The sequence below is a fragment of the Streptomyces sp. NPDC026515 genome, from assembly GCF_055567595.1.
Genome location: NZ_JBVHQD010000022.1, coordinates 44,425 through 63,258 on the forward strand (window position 1 = coordinate 44,425; position 18,834 = coordinate 63,258).

General features: G+C 70.0%; 18 protein-coding genes. 14 read left to right on the forward strand and 4 right to left on the reverse strand.

What is annotated here, in order from left to right:
* Positions 1 to 55: 55 nt before the first annotated feature.
* Entirely contained in the window at positions 56 to 727 is a 672-nt protein-coding gene (locus tag ACZ4O3_RS35505) for a response regulator (RefSeq protein ID WP_020939010.1), read from the reverse strand.
* A 15-nt stretch (positions 728 to 742) separates the two neighbouring features.
* A complete protein-coding gene (locus ACZ4O3_RS35510) occupies positions 743 to 1,684 on the reverse strand; it encodes a RecB family exonuclease (protein WP_362731729.1) in 942 nt (313 codons plus the stop codon).
* 140 nt (positions 1,685 to 1,824) lie between these two features.
* On the opposite strand from ACZ4O3_RS35510, the gene ACZ4O3_RS35515 reads away from it, so the two are divergent.
* From ACZ4O3_RS35515 to ACZ4O3_RS35525, 3 genes are all read left to right on the forward strand, one after another.
* Positions 1,825 to 3,327, forward strand: coding sequence for a site-2 protease family protein (locus tag ACZ4O3_RS35515; protein WP_467726281.1), 1,503 nt, complete (start codon positions 1,825 to 1,827; stop codon positions 3,325 to 3,327).
* Between the two features lie 50 nt (positions 3,328 to 3,377).
* Entirely contained in the window at positions 3,378 to 4,280 is a 903-nt protein-coding gene (locus tag ACZ4O3_RS35520; RefSeq protein ID WP_360489583.1) for a tRNA (adenine-N1)-methyltransferase, read from the forward strand.
* Positions 4,281 to 4,573: 293 nt separating this feature from the next.
* A complete protein-coding gene (locus ACZ4O3_RS35525) occupies positions 4,574 to 5,155 on the forward strand; it encodes a hypothetical protein (protein WP_362720955.1) in 582 nt (193 codons plus the stop codon).
* A 46-nt stretch (positions 5,156 to 5,201) separates the two neighbouring features.
* Here the strand turns inward: ACZ4O3_RS35525 and ACZ4O3_RS35530 are convergent, their stop codons facing one another.
* Positions 5,202 to 5,507, reverse strand: a complete 306-nt coding sequence (locus ACZ4O3_RS35530; protein ID WP_362720957.1) for a ferredoxin — start codon at positions 5,505 to 5,507, stop codon at positions 5,202 to 5,204.
* A gap of 570 nt (positions 5,508 to 6,077) precedes the next feature.
* Between ACZ4O3_RS35530 and arc the strand changes: the two genes are divergently transcribed.
* The 6 genes from arc to prcA all read left to right on the forward strand — a co-directional run bounded on the left by arc (position 6,078) and on the right by prcA (position 12,240).
* Complete coding sequence (gene arc, locus ACZ4O3_RS35535) at positions 6,078 to 7,844, forward strand: proteasome ATPase (RefSeq protein WP_362720960.1); 1,767 nt, start codon at positions 6,078 to 6,080, stop codon at positions 7,842 to 7,844.
* Positions 7,845 to 8,088: 244 nt separating this feature from the next.
* Entirely contained in the window at positions 8,089 to 9,600 is a 1,512-nt protein-coding gene (gene dop, locus ACZ4O3_RS35540; RefSeq protein ID WP_362720963.1) for a depupylase/deamidase Dop, read from the forward strand.
* A gap of 195 nt (positions 9,601 to 9,795) precedes the next feature.
* A complete protein-coding gene (locus ACZ4O3_RS35545; protein WP_155057540.1) occupies positions 9,796 to 10,014 on the forward strand; it encodes a ubiquitin-like protein Pup in 219 nt (72 codons plus the stop codon).
* Between the two features lie 8 nt (positions 10,015 to 10,022).
* Complete coding sequence (locus ACZ4O3_RS35550) at positions 10,023 to 10,613, forward strand: endonuclease VII domain-containing protein (protein ID WP_467726284.1); 591 nt, start codon at positions 10,023 to 10,025, stop codon at positions 10,611 to 10,613.
* Positions 10,565 to 11,410, forward strand: coding sequence for a proteasome subunit beta (prcB, locus tag ACZ4O3_RS35555; RefSeq protein WP_362720970.1), 846 nt, complete (start codon positions 10,565 to 10,567; stop codon positions 11,408 to 11,410). The genes ACZ4O3_RS35550 and prcB overlap by 49 nt, the downstream gene beginning before the upstream one ends.
* A 71-nt stretch (positions 11,411 to 11,481) precedes the next feature.
* Positions 11,482 to 12,240, forward strand: a complete 759-nt coding sequence (gene prcA, locus ACZ4O3_RS35560; RefSeq protein WP_467726286.1) for a proteasome subunit alpha — start codon at positions 11,482 to 11,484, stop codon at positions 12,238 to 12,240.
* 102 nt (positions 12,241 to 12,342) lie between these two features.
* On the opposite strand, the gene ACZ4O3_RS35565 is transcribed toward prcA, so the two are convergent.
* The gene (locus tag ACZ4O3_RS35565; protein WP_384992369.1) at positions 12,343 to 13,359 is read right to left on the reverse strand and encodes a LacI family DNA-binding transcriptional regulator; all 1,017 of its coding nucleotides are present in this window, start codon (positions 13,357 to 13,359) and stop codon (positions 12,343 to 12,345) included.
* A gap of 88 nt (positions 13,360 to 13,447) precedes the next feature.
* Between ACZ4O3_RS35565 and ACZ4O3_RS35570 the strand changes: the two genes are divergently transcribed.
* The 5 genes from ACZ4O3_RS35570 to ACZ4O3_RS35590 all read left to right on the forward strand — a co-directional run bounded on the left by ACZ4O3_RS35570 (position 13,448) and on the right by ACZ4O3_RS35590 (position 18,815).
* Positions 13,448 to 14,707, forward strand: coding sequence for an MFS transporter (locus ACZ4O3_RS35570; RefSeq protein WP_467726288.1), 1,260 nt, complete (start codon positions 13,448 to 13,450; stop codon positions 14,705 to 14,707).
* Between the two features lie 9 nt (positions 14,708 to 14,716).
* Entirely contained in the window at positions 14,717 to 16,078 is a 1,362-nt protein-coding gene (gene pafA / locus ACZ4O3_RS35575; RefSeq protein ID WP_030795508.1) for a Pup--protein ligase, read from the forward strand.
* Positions 16,079 to 16,182: 104 nt separating this feature from the next.
* Positions 16,183 to 17,184, forward strand: coding sequence for an FKBP-type peptidyl-prolyl cis-trans isomerase (locus ACZ4O3_RS35580; protein ID WP_467726290.1), 1,002 nt, complete (start codon positions 16,183 to 16,185; stop codon positions 17,182 to 17,184).
* Positions 17,185 to 17,258: 74 nt separating this feature from the next.
* Positions 17,259 to 17,630, forward strand: coding sequence for an FKBP-type peptidyl-prolyl cis-trans isomerase (locus ACZ4O3_RS35585; RefSeq protein ID WP_362714611.1), 372 nt, complete (start codon positions 17,259 to 17,261; stop codon positions 17,628 to 17,630).
* A gap of 207 nt (positions 17,631 to 17,837) precedes the next feature.
* Positions 17,838 to 18,815, forward strand: a complete 978-nt coding sequence (locus ACZ4O3_RS35590; RefSeq protein WP_362714614.1) for a helix-turn-helix transcriptional regulator — start codon at positions 17,838 to 17,840, stop codon at positions 18,813 to 18,815.
* Positions 18,816 to 18,834 lie beyond the last annotated feature (19 nt).

An 18,834-nucleotide genomic window follows, 5' to 3' on the forward strand; every position in this document is an offset into this window, starting at 1 on the left:
AGAGTGGGGCGCCCTTCCGTCGTAGGGTGTCCGCCGGGCTTCGCAGGACGTGTCCCTACTGGGCGCCCGGACGCACCAGACCGCTCTCGTACGCGTACACCGCCGCCTGCACCCGGTCCCGCAGCCCCAGCTTGGTCAGCACATGCCCCACATGCGTCTTCACCGTGGTCTCGCTGACGAACAGATCGGCGGCGATCTCCGCGTTCGACAGCCCCCGCGCGACCAGCTTCAGCACCTCCACCTCACGGTCGGTGAGCGTGTGCAGGGTGTCCGGCACCGGCTCCTCACCGGACGGCAGATGCGTGGCGTACTTGTCCAGCAGCCGGCGCGTGATGCTCGGCGCGAGCATCGCCTCGCCGCCCGCCACCACCCGGATCGCCTGCACCAGCTCATTGGCCGGGGCGTCCTTCAGCAGGAAGCCGCTGGCACCCGCGCGCAGCGCCTCCACCACGTACTCGTCCAGATCGAACGTGGTCAGCACCAGCACCTTCGCCGGGCCGTCCCGGCCGGGTCCGGTGATCTGCCGGGTCGCCTCCACGCCGTCCATCCGCGGCATCCGGATGTCCATCAGCACCACGTCCGGCTGGAGGGCGCGCACCTGGTCGAGAGCCTGAAGGCCGTCTCCGGCCTCGCCCACGACCGCGATGTCCTGCTCGGCCTCCAGGATCATCCGGAACCCGGTTCGCAGCAGCGGCTGGTCGTCGACCAGTAGGACGCGGATGGCCACGGTGAGTCTCCTTCGCTAGTCCGCGCCCATTCTGCCCTGCGCCGCGTCCTCGGACTCGGCCGACCTCACCGGCAGCGGGTACGGCGGGGGAGTACCGCCGAACTCCGGGCAGTGCGCCTGGTGGTCGCACCAGCCGCACAGCTTCGTCGGACGCGGCCGCCACTGCCCGGACTCCGTCGCCTGCCGGATCGCCTCCCACAGCGCCAGCAGCTTGCGCTCCACCCGCTCCAGATCGGCCACCACCGGGTCGTACGTCAGGACGTCGCCGCTGCCGAGATAGACCAGCTGCAGCCGCCTCGGCACCACGTTCTTCAGCCGCCACACCACCAGCGCGTAGAACTTCATCTGGAACAGCGCGCCTTCGGCGTACTCCGGTCTGGGCGCCTTGCCGGTCTTGTAGTCGACGATCCGCACCTCACCCGTGGGCGCCACGTCGACCCGGTCGATGATCCCGCGCAGCCGCAGCCCCGACTCCAGCTCGGTCTCGACGAACAGCTCCCGCTCCACCGGCTCCAGCCGCGCCGGATCCTCCAGCGTGAACCACCGCTCGACGAGCCGCTCCGCCTCGCCCAGCCAGCGGGCCAGCCGCTCGCCCTCGGGATCGTCCGCGAACAGCTCCCCGACCTCCGGCCTGCTCTCCCGCAGCCGGTCCCACTGCCCCGGAACCAGCGACTTGGCCCGCGGCGCCGTCCGCTCCGCGGCGGGCGCGTCGAAGAGCCGCTCGAGAACCGCGTGCACCAGCGTCCCCCTGGTCGCCGCCTCGCTCGGCTTCTCCGGCAGCCGGTCGATCACCCGGAACCGGTACAGCAACGGACACTGCATGAAGTCACTGGCCCGCGACGGCGACAGCGACGCCGGCGGACCGGGCGCCGCCGAGCGCACCGCCGTGACCGGCTCTTCCCCCCGCGCGACGGCCACGTTCTCGGCCTGTGCGGCGTCCTCGATGCTGCTCTCCATGACCACAGACCATACGGCCCGCCACTGACAGTCACCCAACCCGCGCGACGCCCCGGCCAACACAAGGGGTGCCGGGGCGAAACGCGTCACGACGGCCGCATACCATCGACCGGAGACGACGTTTCTAACGAGGGGACACCGTGGACGTGAGCGGCGGGAGCGGACAGCCCCGGTCGGAGGACGCCGAACCGGCCGAGCAGCCCGCAAGTCCTACGGCCCCGACCGACGACGCAGGCCCGGACCTCGCCGACGACCCGAAGGCCCCGCCCCGGGCCGGGACGCCCGGCGGTGACGGGAAACCGGAGCGGGAGCCGTCCGGCGAGGCACCCGCACCGGAGAACGAGAGTGCGAAGACGCCTCCCGAGCCCCCGGCCGCGGCCCCAGGCGCTGCCGGTCCCGACGAGGCTCGCGCTGCCGGCCCCGGCCCGGCCGGCGAGCGCAGCCACGCGCACGGCGGGATGACGAAGGGGCAGCCGCCGCGGCGGCCCAAGGAGCCCGGCGGCGGCCTGCTCATGGGGCGGCCCTTCGGCGTACCCGTGTACGTCGCCCCCAGCTGGTTCGTGGTCGCCGCGCTGATCACCTGGGTCTTCGGCGGCCAGCTCGACCGGGTGCTGCCCGAACTCGGCGCCGCCCGCTACCTCGTCTCCCTCTTCTTCGCCATCGCCTTCTACGCCTCCGTCCTGGTCCACGAACTGGCCCACACGGTCGCCGCGATCCGCTTCAAACTCCCCGTCCGCCGCATCCAGCTGCAGTTCTTCGGCGGTGTCTCCGAGATCGAGAAGGAGGCCGAGACCCCCGGACGGGAGTTCGTGCTGGCCTTCGTCGGCCCCCTGCTCTCGCTCGTCCTCTCCGGCCTCTTCTACCTCGCCATGCAGCCCGTCGAGCCCGGCACGGTCCCCGGCGTCCTGCTGGCCGGCCTGATGGTCTCCAACCTCATCGTGGCCATCTTCAACCTGCTGCCCGGCCTGCCCCTCGACGGCGGCCGGATGCTCCGTGCCGTCGTCTGGAAGATCACCGGCCGGCCCATGAGCGGCACCGTCGCCGCGGCCTGGGTCGGCCGCGCCCTCGCCGTCTCCGTGCTGATCGGCCTCCCGCTGCTCAACTACTCGGGCGCCTTCGGCGGCGGCACCGAGAACGCCAACGGCATGGACGCCCTCACCGACGGCCTGCTCGCGGCCGTCCTCGCCGCGATCATCTGGACCGGCGCCGGCAACAGCCTGCGCATGGCACGGCTGCGCGAACACCTTCCGGAGCTGCGTGCCCGTACCCTCACGCGCCGTGCCGTGCCCGTCGAGACCGGGACCCCCCTGTCGGAGGCCCTGCGCCGCGCCAATGCCGCCGGGGCCCGCGCCCTGGTCGTCGTCGACGCCGACGGCACCCCGCTCTCCCTGGTCCGGGAGGCCGCCATCGTCGGCGTACCCGAGCACCGCCGCCCCTGGGTCGCGGTCAGCGGCCTGGCCCAGGACCTCACCGACGGCATGCGCGTCTCCGCGGAACTGGCCGGCGAGGACCTCCTCGACGTGCTGCGCGCCACCCCCGCCACCGAGTACCTGGTGGTCGAGGAGACCGGCGAGATCTACGGCGTCCTGTCGGCGGCGGACGTGGAACGGGCCTTCGTCAGGGCCATGGCCCGGCCGTCCTAGCAGCCGCCCTGGTGGTCGGACCCCTCCACAAACCCCGGTAGGCTGTTCACATGTCCGAACCGACCGGTGCCGCCCGCAGGCGCGGGCCCTTCAAGGTCGGGGACCAGGTTCAGCTGACCGACCCCAAGGGCCGCCACTACACGTTCACGCTCGAAGCAGGGAAGAACTTCCACACCCACAAGGGCTCCTTCCCGCACGACGAACTGATCGGTGCTCCCGAGGGCAGCGTTGTCCGCACCACCGGCAACGTGGCCTACCTCGCGCTGCGCCCCCTGCTCCCCGACTACGTCCTGTCCATGCCCCGCGGGGCTGCCGTCGTCTACCCCAAGGACGCGGGGCAGATCCTCTCCTTCGCCGACATCTTCCCCGGCGCCCGCGTCGTCGAAGCCGGCGTCGGCTCCGGCTCGCTCAGCAGCTTCCTGCTGCGCGCCATCGGCGACCAGGGCATGCTGCACAGCTACGAGCGGCGCGAGGACTTCGCCGAGATCGCCCAGCAGAACGTGGAGCGCTACTTCGGCGGCCCGCACCCCGCCTGGCAGCTCACCGTCGGCGACCTCCAGGACAACCTCTCGGACACCGACGTCGACCGTGTCATCCTCGACATGCTCGCCCCCTGGGAGTGCCTGGAGGCCGTCTCCAAGGCGCTCGTGCCCGGCGGCATCCTGTGCTGCTACGTCGCCACCACCACCCAGCTCGCGCGGACCGTCGAGTCCATCCGCGAGATCGGCTGCTTCAACGAGCCGACCTCCTGGGAGACGATGATCCGCAACTGGCACGTGGAGGGACTGGCCGTCCGCCCCGACCACCGGATGATCGGCCACACCGGCTTCCTGCTCACCGCCCGCCGCCTCGCCGACGGCGTCGAGCCGCCCATGCGCCGCCGCCGCCCCGCCAAGGGTGCCTACGGCGAGGACTACGAGGGTCCCAACGCCGACGGCGGCGCCGGCCGCTGAGCCGTCGCCCCGCTCTTCCCCTCGCCGCCTCAACGCGTGAGCGCCGCTGCGGAGTTCCCCCGGCCCGACCGGAACTCGGCAGCGGCGCTCACGCATTGACGGGCCCCGCCGGCTTCCCCCGTCGGCTCCCCTCCCGGCTCCGCCGTGCCACGTCGCTTCCCGCCGCCGCGGACGCCGCCGGGGGCGCAAGCCGCCCGTCGCCGGAAGCCCACCCCGCCGTTCCCCACCCACTGTGACGTGTGGCACTATGCAGGCCATCCCCACCGGCACAGGCCTCACAGGAGACACTCCTAGTGCAGCAATCCGTGGTCCCGGAGCTCGCTCACACCGACAGCCGTCCCATGCACTGGCTCGCCACGGCCACTGCCCTGACCGGTGTCGTCGCTCTGTCATCCCTCTTCCAGCCGGGCGCGGCCAAAGCCGCCCAGCCCTCGGCCGGCACCGAGCCGAAACCCACCCCCGCGGCCACGGCCCCGCCCAGCACCGCCGGCGTGGACTTCCCCCTCGACTGCGGCCCCGTGAAGGAGGTGGTCGTCAAGAAGGCCACCGGTGACCTCGACGGCGACGGCAGACCGGAAACCGTGGCGGTGGTCCACTGCGACTCGGCCATGGGCACCCCGCCGGACGGGGTCTACGTCCTCACCCAGGCCGCCGGTGCCACCCGGCCCCGGGTCGTCGCCACGCTCGTCGACCCCAAGGACCGGATCACGGTCACCGACTTCACCGTCGCCGCCAGGAGGGTCACCGCGAACCTGCTCGGCTATTCCTCGGACAACGTGCCCAGTTGCTGTCCGGACGTGAAGACCGCCGCCACCTGGCAGTGGAACGGCCGCATGTTCGCCCGCTCCACCCCGGCGGCCAGCAGCAGCGTCTGACCGCCGTACCCGCACGACCCCGGGGCCACGCGGGGTGGCCGGAAAGTCACTCCGCGTCGGGCCCGTACACCTCGACGCGGTCCGCGACCCGGCGCACATGGATGCACTCGCCCGGACACTCCCGCGCCGAATCCACCACGTCCGTCAGCAGCGGCAGCGGCACCGGCGCGGTCGCCCCCTGGGTCTGCAGCAGCTCGTCGTCCGTGCCCTTCACATAGGCCAGGCCGTCGATGTCCAGCTCGAACACCTCCGGGGCGTACTGGGCACAGATCCCGTCACCCGTACAAAGATCCTGGTCGATCCAGACCTCGAGCGCCTCCGCGCCGGCCAGGGCCTCCTGCTGCACGGTCATCTCTCCTGCCGTCGAAAGCGCCGGACGGCCGGACCAGGCCGTCACCCGGTCCCGCCCCGGCGGGTGTTGAACTCCCTCGACCCTACCTCCGCCCGAACCGCCCTCGGTCGGGCCCGCCACCCGCGCACCCGCCCGCGCATCCACCCGCCCCCCGGCGCCCCCGGCGCCCCCGTCGGCCCCCCTCCGGGCCGTGCGCGCGGCGCACCGGGCCGCACGGGACGACGGCGCTCGGCCACCGGATCGATCGACTTGAGCCGTCCCGCGGCCCGCGTCCGCACTCACCCGGGCCGCCGGGCCGGTCGCTCTGTGTAAGGAAGCCCTGGCCGGGGCACAACTCCTGAACCGGCATCGGAGCGGACAACTCCGGTCAGTCACGAAGGGTTTTGACCGCTCCTGGCCCGGAACACGCAGCTTCCGCATCGCGTTGAGTGGGTATCCACCGGGCACGGGGGAGAAGCAACGGGTGACCGACGACACACCTTGACAGTCTTTGTGATCTAGGGGTTTCAATCGACACCCACCCAGGTAGGGTCTGGAAGCGTCCAGCTCCCCTTGGAGGAGGTGAGGACCGTGGCAGCCCACGACGACGACATGAACCGCGGCATCCGCCCGGGACGAGGGTCCGACGACCCGGCCGGGCAGATCGCTTATCTTGAGCAGGAGATCGCCGTCCTGCGACGCAAGCTCGCCGACTCTCCGCGACACACGAGGATTCTCGAAGAGCGGATCGTCGAGCTGCAGACGAACCTGGCCGGCGTGTCCGCCCAGAACGAACGACTCGCGAACACCCTCCGCGAGGCCCGCGACCAGATCGTGGCCCTCAAGGAAGAGGTCGACCGGCTCGCACAGCCGCCGGCCGGCTTCGGTGTCTTCCTCACGGCGAACGAGGACGGCACCGCCGACATCTTCACCGGCGGCCGCAAACTGCGGGTGAACGTCAGCCCAAGCGTTGACCTGGACGAGCTCAGGCGCGGCCAGGAAGTCATGCTCAACGAGGCGCTCAACGTGGTCGAGGCCATGGAGTACGAGCGCGTCGGCGACATCGTCACCCTCAAGGAGATCCTCGAGGACGGCGAGCGCGCCCTCGTCCTCGGGCACACCGACGAGGAGCGGGTGGTGCGTCTCGCCGAGCCGCTGCTCGACGTGAACATCCGTCCCGGCGACGCCCTGCTCCTCGAACCCCGCTCCGGCTACGTCTACGAGATCGTGCCGAAGAGCGAGGTCGAAGAGCTCGTCCTCGAAGAAGTGCCCGACATCGGCTACGAGCAGATCGGCGGCCTCGGCGGCCAGATCGAGGCCATCCGCGACGCCGTCGAGCTCCCGTACCTCTACCCGGACCTGTTCAAGGAGCACGAACTGCGCCCGCCCAAGGGCGTCCTGCTCTACGGACCCCCCGGATGCGGCAAGACGCTCATCGCCAAGGCCGTGGCCAACTCGCTGGCCAAGAAGGTCGCCGAGGTCACCGGCCAGGCCGCCGGCAAGAGCTTCTTCCTCAACATCAAGGGCCCCGAGCTCCTGAACAAGTACGTCGGCGAGACCGAGCGGCAGATCCGCCTCGTCTTCCAGCGTGCCCGGGAGAAGGCCAGCGAGGGCACCCCCGTCATCGTCTTCTTCGACGAGATGGAGTCGCTCTTCCGTACCCGTGGCTCCGGTGTCAGCTCGGACGTGGAGAACACCATCGTCCCGCAGCTGCTCGCCGAGATCGACGGTGTCGAAGGCCTGCAGAACGTGGTCGTCATCGGCGCCTCCAACCGCGAGGACATGATCGACCCCGCCATCCTCCGCCCCGGTCGTCTCGATGTGAAGATCAAGATCGAGCGCCCGGACGCCGAGGCGGCCAAGGACATCTTCGGCAAGTACCTCACCGAGCGCCTGCCCCTGCACTCCGACGACGTCGGCGAGCACGGCGGCAGCAAGGGCACCACCGTCGCCAGCATGATCCAGACGGCAGTGGAACACATGTACGCCGAATCCGAGGAGAACCGCTTCCTGGAAGTCACCTACGCCAACGGCGACAAGGAAGTCCTGTACTTCAAGGACTTCAACTCCGGCGCGATGATCGAGAACATCGTCGGACGTGCCAAGAAGATGGCGATCAAGGACTTCCTCGAACACAAGCAGAAGGGTCTGCGCGTCTCCCACCTCCTCCAGGCCTGCGTGGACGAGTTCAAGGAGAACGAGGACCTGCCCAACACCACCAACCCCGACGACTGGGCTCGAATCTCCGGAAAGAAGGGTGAACGGATCGTCTACATCCGTACCCTCATCACCGGAAAGCAGGGCGCGGACACCGGGCGCTCCATCGACACGGTGGCAAACACCGGGCAGTACCTGTAAAACGCAGGGCGGCTGCGGGTGCCCCCACCGGGTACCCGCAGCCGACTGTTTTTCCGGCCAGGACCGGAACCGAGGCGAGCAAGGCAATGACGCAAATGATCTCCCCACCAGCGCAAAGGCGTTCTAGGCTCTTTCCTACCGCCGAGTCGCGCAGTGCGGGGACGGGCACCGCACACGCACCGGAGCGCCAGCGGTACGCGAGCGGAGCCCACGACCGAGGGCTCCGCCGGGCAAGGAGGGCCGCATGACCGTACGGCGAGTAATGGGCATCGAGACGGAGTACGGCATCTCCGTCCCCGGCCACCCCAATGCCAATGCCATGCTCACCTCGTCCCAGATCGTCAACGCCTACGCGGCGGCGATGCACCGGGCCCGCCGGGCCCGCTGGGACTTCGAGGAGGAGAACCCGCTGCGGGACGCCCGCGGATTCGACCTCGCCCGCGAGGCCGCCGACTCCAGCCAGCTCACCGACGAGGACATCGGCCTCGCCAACGTCATCCTCACCAACGGCGCCCGTCTCTACGTGGACCACGCCCACCCCGAGTACAGCGCCCCCGAGGTCACCAACCCGCGTGACGCCGTCCTGTGGGACAAGGCCGGCGAACGCATCATGGCCGAGGCCGCCGAGCGGGCCGCCCAGCTCCCCGGTGCCCAGCCCATCCACCTCTACAAGAACAACACCGACAACAAGGGCGCCTCCTACGGCACGCACGAGAACTACCTGATGAAGCGGGAGACCGCCTTCTCGGACATCGTGCGCCACCTCACCCCCTTCTTCGTCTCCCGCCAGGTCGTCACCGGCGCGGGCCGCGTCGGCATCGGCCAGGACGGCCACGAGCACGGCTTCCAGCTCAGCCAGCGCGCCGACTACTTCGAGGTCGAGGTCGGCCTGGAGACGACCCTCAAGCGCCCCATCATCAACACCCGCGACGAGCCGCACGCGGATGCCGAGAAGTACCGCCGGCTGCACGTGATCATCGGCGACGCGAACCTGTCGGAGATCTCGACCTACCTGAAGCTCGGGACCACGGCCCTGGTCCTCTCGATGATCGAGGACGGGTTCATCGCGGTCGACCTCGCCGTCGACCAGCCCGTACGGACCCTCCACCAGGTCTCCCACGACCCCAGCCTCAAGCGTCTCGTCACGCTCCGCAGCGGCCGCACACTCACCGCCGTCCAGCTCCAGATGGAGTACTACGAGCTCTCCCGCAAGTACGTCGAGGAGCGCTACGGCGCCGACGCCGACGACCAGACCCGAGACGTCCTCCAGCGCTGGGAGGACACGCTGAACCGCCTGGAGAACGACCCCATGGGCCTCTCCGGCGAACTCGACTGGGTGGCCAAGAAGGAGCTCATGGAGGGCTACCGGCGCCGGGACGACCTCGACTGGGACGCGGCCAAGCTGCACCTCCTCGACCTCCAGTACGCCGACGTACGGGCCGAGAAGGGCCTCTACAACCGCCTGGCGGCCCGTGGGCGCATGAAGCGGCTGCTGACCGAGGCCGACGTCGAGAAGGCCCGTACGAGCCCGCCGGAGGACACCCGCGCGTACTTCCGCGGCCGCTGCCTGGAGCAGTACGCCGACGACGTCGCCGCCGCCAGCTGGGACTCGGTCATCTTCGATCTGCCCGGCCGGGACAGCCTCCAGCGCGTCCCAACCCTGGAACCGCTACGCGGAACGCGAAATCACGTCAAGGAGCTCCTGGACCGCTGCCGCACCGCAGAAGACCTGGTCAGGGTCCTCTCCGGCGGCTGAACCGGCACCCGGACCGAACCGGGCGACCGGGGTCAAAATCCCGCCGCCCGGGAATCATCGAGGTGGCCCCCGTACGTTGGAGAAACTGCGGGGCCGATGTCGGACCCGGCTTGTAGGGTCTGATCATCACCGATCGGCAGGAATGCCGACCTGTCGACCATGTCGGGCGAACGCGAACTGAGCGGGGTGAGGGTTATGGCAACCAAGGACACCGGCGGCGGACAGCAGAAGGCGACGCGCTCCACCGAGGAGGTCGAGGAGCAGGCGGCAGAGTCGCAGGCTTCGGAGGACCTCAAGGAGCGTCACGAGAAGCTGAGCGACGATGTGGACTCGGTGCTGGATGAGATCGACGATGTCCTCGAGGAGAATGCCGAGGATTTCGTGAGGTCGTTCGTTCAAAAGGGTGGACAGTAGTCACACCCATGAACGACGGGGGGACGAAGAAGTGCTCGGCGTGCCAGGAGTTCCTGCCGGTGGGCGCGTTCGCTGCCAACGCTTCCAGGCCTGACGGCCTTCAGGTGAACTGCCGCGAACGCGCCGCCGGCTACTACCGACGCCGACGAGCGGCCCAGGGCAGAAGAGTCCGCGTGAAGGTTCCTGTTCCGCAGGGCCATAAGCGGTGCCCGCAGTGCGAGGAGGTGAAGCCGCACTCGGAGTGGGAGCGCAACGAGTCGTCCTCGGACGGTTGGTCCGGCTACTGCCGAGAGTGCCGTGCGGAGCGGAACCGTGTCAGCTATTTCCAACGCAAGTACGGCCTGAGTCCGGCCGAGTTGGAAGCGCCGAACGCGCAGCAGCGCGGTATCTGCTGCATCTGCCTCGCGGCTCCCGCGGAGGATGTGGATCACTGCCACAAGACGGGTAGGGTCCGTGGCGTACTGTGCTTCAGCTGCAACGCCGCGCTGGGGCAGTTCAAGGATCAGCCCGAGGCCATAAGGCGGGCTGCAGCATACGTGGAAGGAAACGCGTGGAAGCCAACACTCGTAGCACCGGGCGTCTACCAGCTGCCTTCCTGACGCCTGGGTCCTCTTCGTTCATGGATTTTCTCGGTGAGCACCAGCCGGAACTGCTGCCCGGCAAGCGGCAGCTGCCGCCCACGCAGGGGGTGATCGAGGCACCGCACGGGACGACGATCGTGGCGGTGACCTTCGCCGGCGGCGTGGTGCTCGCCGGTGACCGTCGCGCCACGATGGGGAACGTGATCGCCCAGCGCGACATCGAGAAGGTGTTCCCCGCCGACGAGTACTCGGCGGTGGGTATTGCCGGCACCGCCGGCCTCGCCGTGGAGATGGTCAAGCTCTTCCAGCTGGAGCTGGAGCACTTCGAGAAGGTCGAGGGCGCCCAGCTGTCGCTGGAGGGCAAGGCGAACCGGCTGTCCACGATGATCCGCTCCAACCTCGGCATGGCCATGCAGGGCCTGGCCGTCGTGCCGCTGTTCGCCGGGTTCGACGTGGACCGGGGCAAGGGGCGGATCTTCTCGTACGACGTCACGGGCGGCCGTTCCGAGGAGCACAACTTCTCCGCGACGGGCTCCGGCTCGATCTTCGCGCGCGGGGCGATGAAGAAGCTGTTCCGTGAGGACCTGAGCGAGGAGCAGGCGACCACACTGGTGGTGCAGGCTCTGTACGACGCGGCCGACGACGACTCGGCGACCGGTGGTCCCGATGTCGCCCGCCGGATCTACCCGATCATCACCGTGATCACCGAGAACGGGTTCCGCCGGCTCACCGACGACGAGTCCTCCGAGCTCGCCCGTGCGGTGCTGGCGCGCCGCCTGGAGGAGCCGGACGGCCCGCGCGCGGCGCTGCTCTGAGGCGCCCGGCGCTTGTTGTGAAGGTGATCCCAGTGACTTCGACGGAACCCTAAGGAAAGGGACGGATACCGGTGTCGACGCCGTTCTATGTCTCACCTCAGCAGGCCATGGCGGACCGTGCGGAGTACGCCCGCAAGGGCATCGCGCGCGGCCGGAGCCTGGTGGTGCTCCAGTTCGCCGACGGCATCGTGTTCGTCGGTGAGAACCCCTCGCGTGCGCTGCACAAGTTCAGCGAGATCTACGACCGGATCGGTTTCGCGGCCGCCGGCAAGTACAACGAGTACGAGAATCTGCGGATCGGCGGTGTGCGCTACGCGGACCTGCGTGGTTACACCTACGACCGGGACGATGTGACGGCGCGTGGCCTTGCCAACGTCTACGCGCAGACGCTGGGCACGATCTTCTCCAGCGCGGCCGAGAAGCCGTACGAGGTGGAGCTGGTGGTGGCCGAGGTCGGGGAGACCCCGGAGGGCGACCAGATCTACCGGCTGCCGCACGACGGTTCGATCGTCGACGAGCACGGTTCGGTGGCGGTCGGCGGCAACGCGGAGCAGATCAGCAGCTATCTGGACCGTGAGCACCGCGAGGGCATGACCCTGGCGGAGGCGTTGAAGCTGGCCGTGACCGCTCTGTCGCGGGAGTCGAACGGCACGCAGCGGGAGATTCCGGCGGAGCGTCTGGAGGTCGCGGTGCTGGACCGCACGCGTCCGCAGAAGCGCAAGTTCAAGCGCATCGGCGGCCCGCAGCTGTCCCGGTTGCTGGAGTCGCAGGGCGCGGCCGCGGCCGCGGCCGCCGACGAGGCCGAGGAGTCCGGCGGCGACGTCGAGTAGTCCGTCCCGCCCCGCTTCGTGCGCCCCGTCCGGCGAGTCGTCCGGGCGGGGCGCGGGTGTGTGTGCGGCCGGACGCCTCCCGTATCCGGCCAGGCCGCGCGGTCAGGACCGCGGCGGGGGCGCCGTGGAGCCTCGTACGACCAGCTCCACGGGGATGTCCCGGCGCTCTGGCGGGCGGCCCTCCAGGACGGCCAGGAGGGCGTGCATGCCGCGCTCGCCGAAAAGCTCGGCGTCCAGCCGTACGGTCGTGAGTTCGGGGTCGATGGCGGTGGCCAGGGCAAGGTCGTCGAGGCCGGTGACGGAGATGTCGTCGGGGACGCGCAGGCCGCGGCGGCGCAGTGCCTTGTAGGCGCCGGCCGCGAGTTTGTCGTCGTCGCAGACGAGGGCGGTGGGCAGCGGGCCCGGTGCGGCGAGGGCCGCCTCGGTGGCGGCCAGGGCGCCTTCGATGGAGATCGGGGCGTGGACGGTGCGTACCGAGGCGCCGGGGACCTGTGCGGTGCGTGCGTCCAGTTCGCGGGCGCGCACCTCGAAGGTCCAGGAGGCGATGCCGGCGGCCAGATGGAGGAAGCGGCGGTGGCCGAGGCCCAGCAGGTGCTCGGCCACCTGGCGTACGCCGTCCGCGATGTCCAGGTTGACGGTGGCGGCTCCGAGGCTGCCGTCCGGATCGCTGTCGAGCATCACCAGGGGGAGCTGGTCGCCGCGGATGGCGGTGAGGGCGTCGGCGGCCATCGAGGAGGCGATGACTCCGTCGAGGGCGGCCTGGGAGGAGGCGAAGGGGTCGGGGGCGGGACCGATGCCCTCGGGGGAGGGGTAGAGCACCACGCCGAAGCCGTGGTCGGCGGCGACCCGGGCGGCGCCCGTGTAGACGCCCGCGAAGAACTCGGTGGTGAGCGCCGGGACGACGAGCAGGACGGTGCGGGTGCTGCCGAGCCGGAGGTTGCGGGCGGCGAGGTTGGGGCGGTAGCCGAGGTCGCGCGCGGCTTCCCGGACCCGTTCGGCGGTGGCCTCGGAGACCCGGCCGCGCCATTTGTCGCCGAGGACGAGTGACACGGCGGCCTGCGAGACGCCGGCGGCCTGGGCGACGTCGCGGCTCGTCGGGCGCGTGCTGCTGCGTGCCACCGGGTGCGGGCTCCTTCGTCTGGACGTGTGAACTGCGCACATGGTACGTATGGAACCCGAGGTTATACGTAAAACTTGGAGGCGGACCATGGCCACGGGGTACCTGGAGATCCTCAGGGCGCGGCACGCGGTCCGCCTGCTGACGGGCACCTTGGTGGGGCGGCTGCCGAACGCCACCGCCGCGCTCGCGATCGTGCTGTTCGTGCGGGCGGAGGGCGGCACGTACAGCCTGGCGGGGGCGCTCGCGGCGGTGTACGGGGTCGCCAACGCGGTGGGCCAGCCGGTGCTGGGCCGGTGGGTGGACGTGCACGGGCAGCCGCGGGTGCAGCTGCCCGCGGCCCTGGCGTCGGCCCTCGCCATGGCCGGCTTCGCCTTCGCCGGCACCGATCCGCTGCCGCTCGCCTACGCGTGCGTGGCGGCGGCGGGACTGTGCACACCGCCCCTGGAGGGCGGCCTGCGCGCGCTGTGGCCGAGTGTGCTCGGCGAGGAGGACCAGGTGCACACGGCCTACGCCATGGACGCGGTGGCCCAGGAAGTCATGTTCACGGTGGGGCCGTTGCTGGTGACGCTGTGCGTGTCGCTGTGGTCCGCGCAGGTGGCCCTGCTGGTGGTGAACGCGGTGGGCGTGCTCGGAGCGCTCTCCGTGGTCCTCTCGCCGCCCTCGCGCGCGTGGCGTTCGGCGCCGCGCGAGGCGCACTGGCTGGGGGCGCTGCGGTCGTCCGGGCTGCTGGCCCTGCTCGGCGCGTTCCTGTTCGTCGGGATCGCGCTGGGTTCCATCACGGTGGCGTCGGTGCCGTACGCGGACGAGCACGGCGGTGACGCGGTGTACGGCTGGATGATGGCGGGGCTGGGCCTCGGCGCGCTGCTCGGCGGCACGGTGTACGGCGCGCGCCGGTGGCAGGGGGAGCCGGCGGTGCGACTGCGGGTGCTGGTCGCGCTTCTGGCGGTGTGTTACCTGCCGCTGATGGTGATGCCGGAAGCGGTGGCCATGGTGTTGCTCACCGTGGTCGCGGGGGTGTTCCTGGCACCGGCGATCGCATGTGCGTTCGTGCTGGTGGACCGGCACGCGCCGCGAGGGACGGTCACCGAGGCCTTCTCCTGGCTTGTGACGACGTTCACAGTAGGGGCGTCGGTGGGAACGGGCCTGGCGGGCCCGGTCGTCGAGGCGGGCGGTGCGCTGTGGGGCTTCGCGGTGCCGGCCGTGGCAGGGGGCGTGTCATTGCTGGTCCTGATGGCCACCGGGCGGGTCCTCGCAGCTCCCGGCGGGGGCGCGGTGGTTGCGGCTTCATCGGAAAATGATCCAAATCGTGCTGCCGAACCCCGTTTCAGCTCAGGGGATCGGGCGTAATGTTCAGTCATGGACCGCCGCATTTTCGGGCTGGAGAACGAGTACGGCGTCACGTGCACGTTCAGGGGACAGCGCCGCCTGTCGCCTGACGAGGTGGCGCGGTACCTCTTCCGCCGTGTCGTGTCATGGGGCCGTAGCAGCAATGTCTTTCTTCGAAACGGCGCCCGGCTCTATCTCGACGTGGGATCACATCCGGAATACGCGACACCCGAATGTGACAACGTGACCGAACTGGTCACCCACGACAAGGCCGGCGAGCGCATTCTCGAAGGACTGTTGGTGGACGCCGAACGACGCCTGCACGAGGAAGGAATCGCGGGCGACGTCTACCTCTTCAAGAACAACACCGACTCGGCGGGCAACTCCTACGGTTGCCACGAGAACTATCTGGTGGCGCGGCACGGGGAGTTCTCCCGGCTCGCGGACATCCTCATTCCGTTCCTGGTGACCCGGCAGCTGCTGTGCGGCGCCGGCAAGGTGCTGCAGACGCCGCGCGGTGCGGTGTACTGCGTCAGCCAGCGGGCGGAGCACATCTGGGAGGGCGTCTCCTCCGCGACGACCCGCTCCCGGCCGATCATCAACACCCGGGACGAGCCGCACGCGGACGCGGAGCGCTACCGCCGGCTGCACGTCATCGTGGGCGACTCGAACATGTCCGAGACGACCATGCTGCTCAAGGTCGGGGCCACCGACCTGGTGCTGCGCATGATCGAGGCGGGCACGGTGATGCGCGACCTGACCCTGGAGAACCCGATCCGGGCGATCCGCGAGGTCAGCCACGACATCACGGGGCGGCGCAAGGTGCGCCTGGCCAGCGGCCGTGAGGCCTCCGCCCTGGAGGTGCAGCGGGAGTACTACGAGAAGGCCGTGGACTTCGTCGAGCGCCGCGGTATCCGTACCGGCACGGTCGACCAGGTCCTGGAGCTGTGGGGCCGCACCCTGGACGCGATCGAGGCCGAGGACCTGGACCGGATCGGCACCGAGATCGACTGGGTGATGAAGTACAAGCTCATCGAGCGGTACCGGGCCAAGCACAACATGACCATGTCTCATCCGCGGGTGGCGCAGATAGACCTCGCTTATCACGACATTCACCGTCGCCGGGGTCTGTATTACCTGCTGGAGAGGAAGGGCCAAGCCACTCGGATCTGCAATGACTTGAAGATCTTCGAGGGCAAGTCGGTGCCGCCGCAGACGACTCGGGCGCGTCTGCGCGGTGACTTCATCCGGCGGGCTCAGGAGCAGCGCCGGGACTTCACGGTCGACTGGGTGCATCTGAAGCTCAATGACCAGGCTCAGCGGACGGTGTTGTGCAAGGACCCGTTCCGTTCGGTCGACGACCGGGTGGAGAAGCTCATCGCCGGTATGTGAGCGAACGCCACACGGGCGCCGTACGTTTACCGTACGGCGCCCGTGTCACGTCGTAGAGTTGCGCGCACGCATCCGCAAGATCGACCGATTATGAGGCTGTTCCCGTGCGCCGACGCTCTCTTCTCCTTGCCGCCGTACCCGCAGGACTGGTCACGATCGCCGCGTGCGGCGACGACAAGTCCGCTTCCAGCAAGGCCAGCGCGGCACCGTCGGGTTCCGCCTCCTCGGTGCCGCCGCCGAAGATCGTAGAGGGGCCGCTGCCGGCGATCACGGCGGGTACGAAGTTCGACGAGAAGCCGACGGTCGCCAAGGGGTCCGGGGACCCGTCCAAGGACATGGCGGTCAAGACGGTGATCGCGGGCAGCGGCAAGGCGGTCGCCGAGAACGACTTCATCCAGGCCAACTACCTCGGGCAGATCTGGTCCACGGCGAAGGTCTTCGACCAGTCCTATGACCGTACGCCGCTGCTCATGCAGCTCGCCCAGGGCAGCATCATCGACGGCTGGCGGTACGGGCTGGCCGGGAAGAAGGTCGGCAGCCGGGTGCTGATGGCCGTGCCGCCGACCTGGGGCTACGGCACGGCGGGCAACTCGCAGGCGGGTATCAAGGGCACCGACACGCTGGTGTTCGTGGTGGACGTGCTGAACTCGTTCAACTCCAAGAGCTCCAGCACCGGCAAGGAGGTCGCGCAGAGCGACACGGCGCTGCCCAAGGTCGGCACCAACACCGACGGGAAGGCTCCGTCGATCGACATTCCCAAGACCGACCCGCCGAAGACGCTGGTGTCGAACTACGTCCTGGAGGGCGACGGCGCGGCGGTGACGTCCGCGCAGACGGTCCTGTGCCAGTTCAAGGGCGAGGTCTGGGACAGCGGGAAGGCCTTCGAGCAGACGTACGACAGCGGGCGGCTGGCCCAGTTCGCGGTCGCGCAGATGCAGGAGGTCGTCAAGGGGCTGGCGCAGGGCATCACCGGGAAGAAGGTGGGCAGCCGGCTGCTGATCGTCGTACCGCCGGACCTGGCCTATGGGAACAACCCGCCGAGCGGTGGTGTCGTGAAGAAGGGGTCGACGCTGGTCTTCTCGGTGGACATCCTGGCCGCGATGTAGTCGTGCGGGCGAGAGCCGGGCGGGGATGAAAGACTGTCCGGGTTCCGTGTCGTACACAAGCAGGAGCGAGAGACGTGAGCATCGACAAGCCCGAGATCGACTTCCCGGAGGGCGCGCCCCCGGCCGACCTGGAGATCAAGGACCTCTGGGAGGGCGACGGCGAGGTCGCCAAGGCCGGCCAGACCGTCACCGTGCACTACGTGGGTGTCGCGTTCAGCACGGGCGAGGAGTTCGACGCCAGCTGGAACCGGGGCGCGCCGTTCCGCTTCCCGCTGGGCGGCGGCCGTGTCATCAAGGGCTGGGACCAGGGTGTGGAGGGCATGAAGGTCGGCGGCCGCCGCCAGCTGACCATCCCGGCCCACCTCGCCTACGGGGACCAGAGCCCGACCCCGGCGATCCAGCCCGGCGAGACGCTGATCTTCGTCGTGGACCTGCTCGGGGTCTGATCCCCGCGCCAGGTCGGCGCCGCCCCGGCGCTGATCGTTCCCGGCCGGAGTCCGGCTGGACGAGGGCCCGTGCCGTGTGCGCGGGCCCTTGCTGTTTGTCGGGTCCTGTCCGTTTCGGCCCTCATTGTTGGTACTGGCTTTTGCCGTGACACTCCGGAGCGGTACGGTCATCGGTCAGGAGCACCATAGGGAAGGCGAAGGGCGTCGATGGCCATTGCCAAGGCCGAGCGGCTGATGAACCTGGCGCTGTGTCTGCTGGGGACGAGGCGGCCGCTCAGCAAGCGTGAGCTGCGGGACTCCATCGAGGCATACGTCGAGGCTTCCGGGCCGGGGAAGGGCGCGTCGGGCAGTGACGACTCCTTCAACCGGATGTTCGAGCGGGACAAGGACGATCTGCGCGAGCTGGGACTGGTGATCGAGACCGTCGAGAACCTCGACGGCGAGGTCGGCTATCTCGCCCGCCGTGACAGCAACCGCCTGCCGCCGATCACGCTGGACGCCGAGGAGGCGGCCGCCCTCGGGCTGGCCGCCAAGGTCTGGCAGCAGGCCCGCCTCGCCGGCGCGGCCAGCGGGGCCCTGCAGAAGCTGCGCGCCGCCGGGCTGCCGGAGGACGTCGACCCGTACGAGGCGCACAGCGCCCTGGAACCGCGCATCCCGGTGCACGAGGCCGCCTTCGAGCCGCTGATGCTGGCCTGCCGCGACCGCCGCCCGGTCCTCTTCGACTACCGCAAGGCCACCGCCGCCCGCCCCGAGCCCCGCCATGTGGAGCCGTGGGCCCTGGAGTGCTGGCGCGGCCACTGGTACCTGGCGGGCTGGGACCGGGACCGGGGAGCCGAGCGGGTCTTCCGGCTGTCCCGGATCACCGGCCGGGTCCGTTCCCGGGGCGCCCGTTTCACCGCGCCCGTCCCCGACGTGGTCACCGTCCGCGAGACGGTGGCGAGCTGGGCCGGTGAGATCGCCGACCGGTCTGCGCTGATCCGGCTGCGCTCCGGCGCCGGCTACCCCCTTCGGGCGAAGGCCACGGCGGTGCGGGAACTCGGCGACGGCTGGGACGAGTTGGAGATTCCGTACGGGCACGGACTGGACGCCTGGCTGGTGGAGTTCGGGCCGGACGTGGTGGTACTGGAGCCGGCCGAGCTGCGTGCGGACGTGCTGGACCGGCTGCGTGCCGTGGCCAAGGGCTGAGGGGGAGCGGAGCAAGACA

Bases quoted from the DNA above. Each gene is read 5' to 3' on its own strand.
- ACZ4O3_RS35545 (WP_155057540.1), top strand. From the start codon at position 9,796: ATGGCAACCAAGGACACCGGCGGCGGACAGCAGAAGGCGACGCGCTCC.
- ACZ4O3_RS35520 (WP_360489583.1), top strand. From the start codon at position 3,378: ATGTCCGAACCGACCGGTGCCGCCCGCAGGCGCGGGCCCTTCAAGGTC.
- ACZ4O3_RS35590 (WP_362714614.1), top strand. From the start codon at position 17,838: ATGGCCATTGCCAAGGCCGAGCGGCTGATGAACCTGGCGCTGTGTCTG.
- ACZ4O3_RS35570 (WP_467726288.1), top strand. From the start codon at position 13,448: ATGGCCACGGGGTACCTGGAGATCCTCAGGGCGCGGCACGCGGTCCGC.
- ACZ4O3_RS35550 (WP_467726284.1), top strand. From the start codon at position 10,023: ATGAACGACGGGGGGACGAAGAAGTGCTCGGCGTGCCAGGAGTTCCTG.
- dop (WP_362720963.1), top strand. From the start codon at position 8,089: ATGACCGTACGGCGAGTAATGGGCATCGAGACGGAGTACGGCATCTCC.
- pafA (WP_030795508.1), top strand. From the start codon at position 14,717: ATGGACCGCCGCATTTTCGGGCTGGAGAACGAGTACGGCGTCACGTGC.
- ACZ4O3_RS35530 (WP_362720957.1), bottom strand. From the start codon at position 5,507: ATGACCGTGCAGCAGGAGGCCCTGGCCGGCGCGGAGGCGCTCGAGGTC.
- ACZ4O3_RS35510 (WP_362731729.1), bottom strand. From the start codon at position 1,684: ATGGAGAGCAGCATCGAGGACGCCGCACAGGCCGAGAACGTGGCCGTC.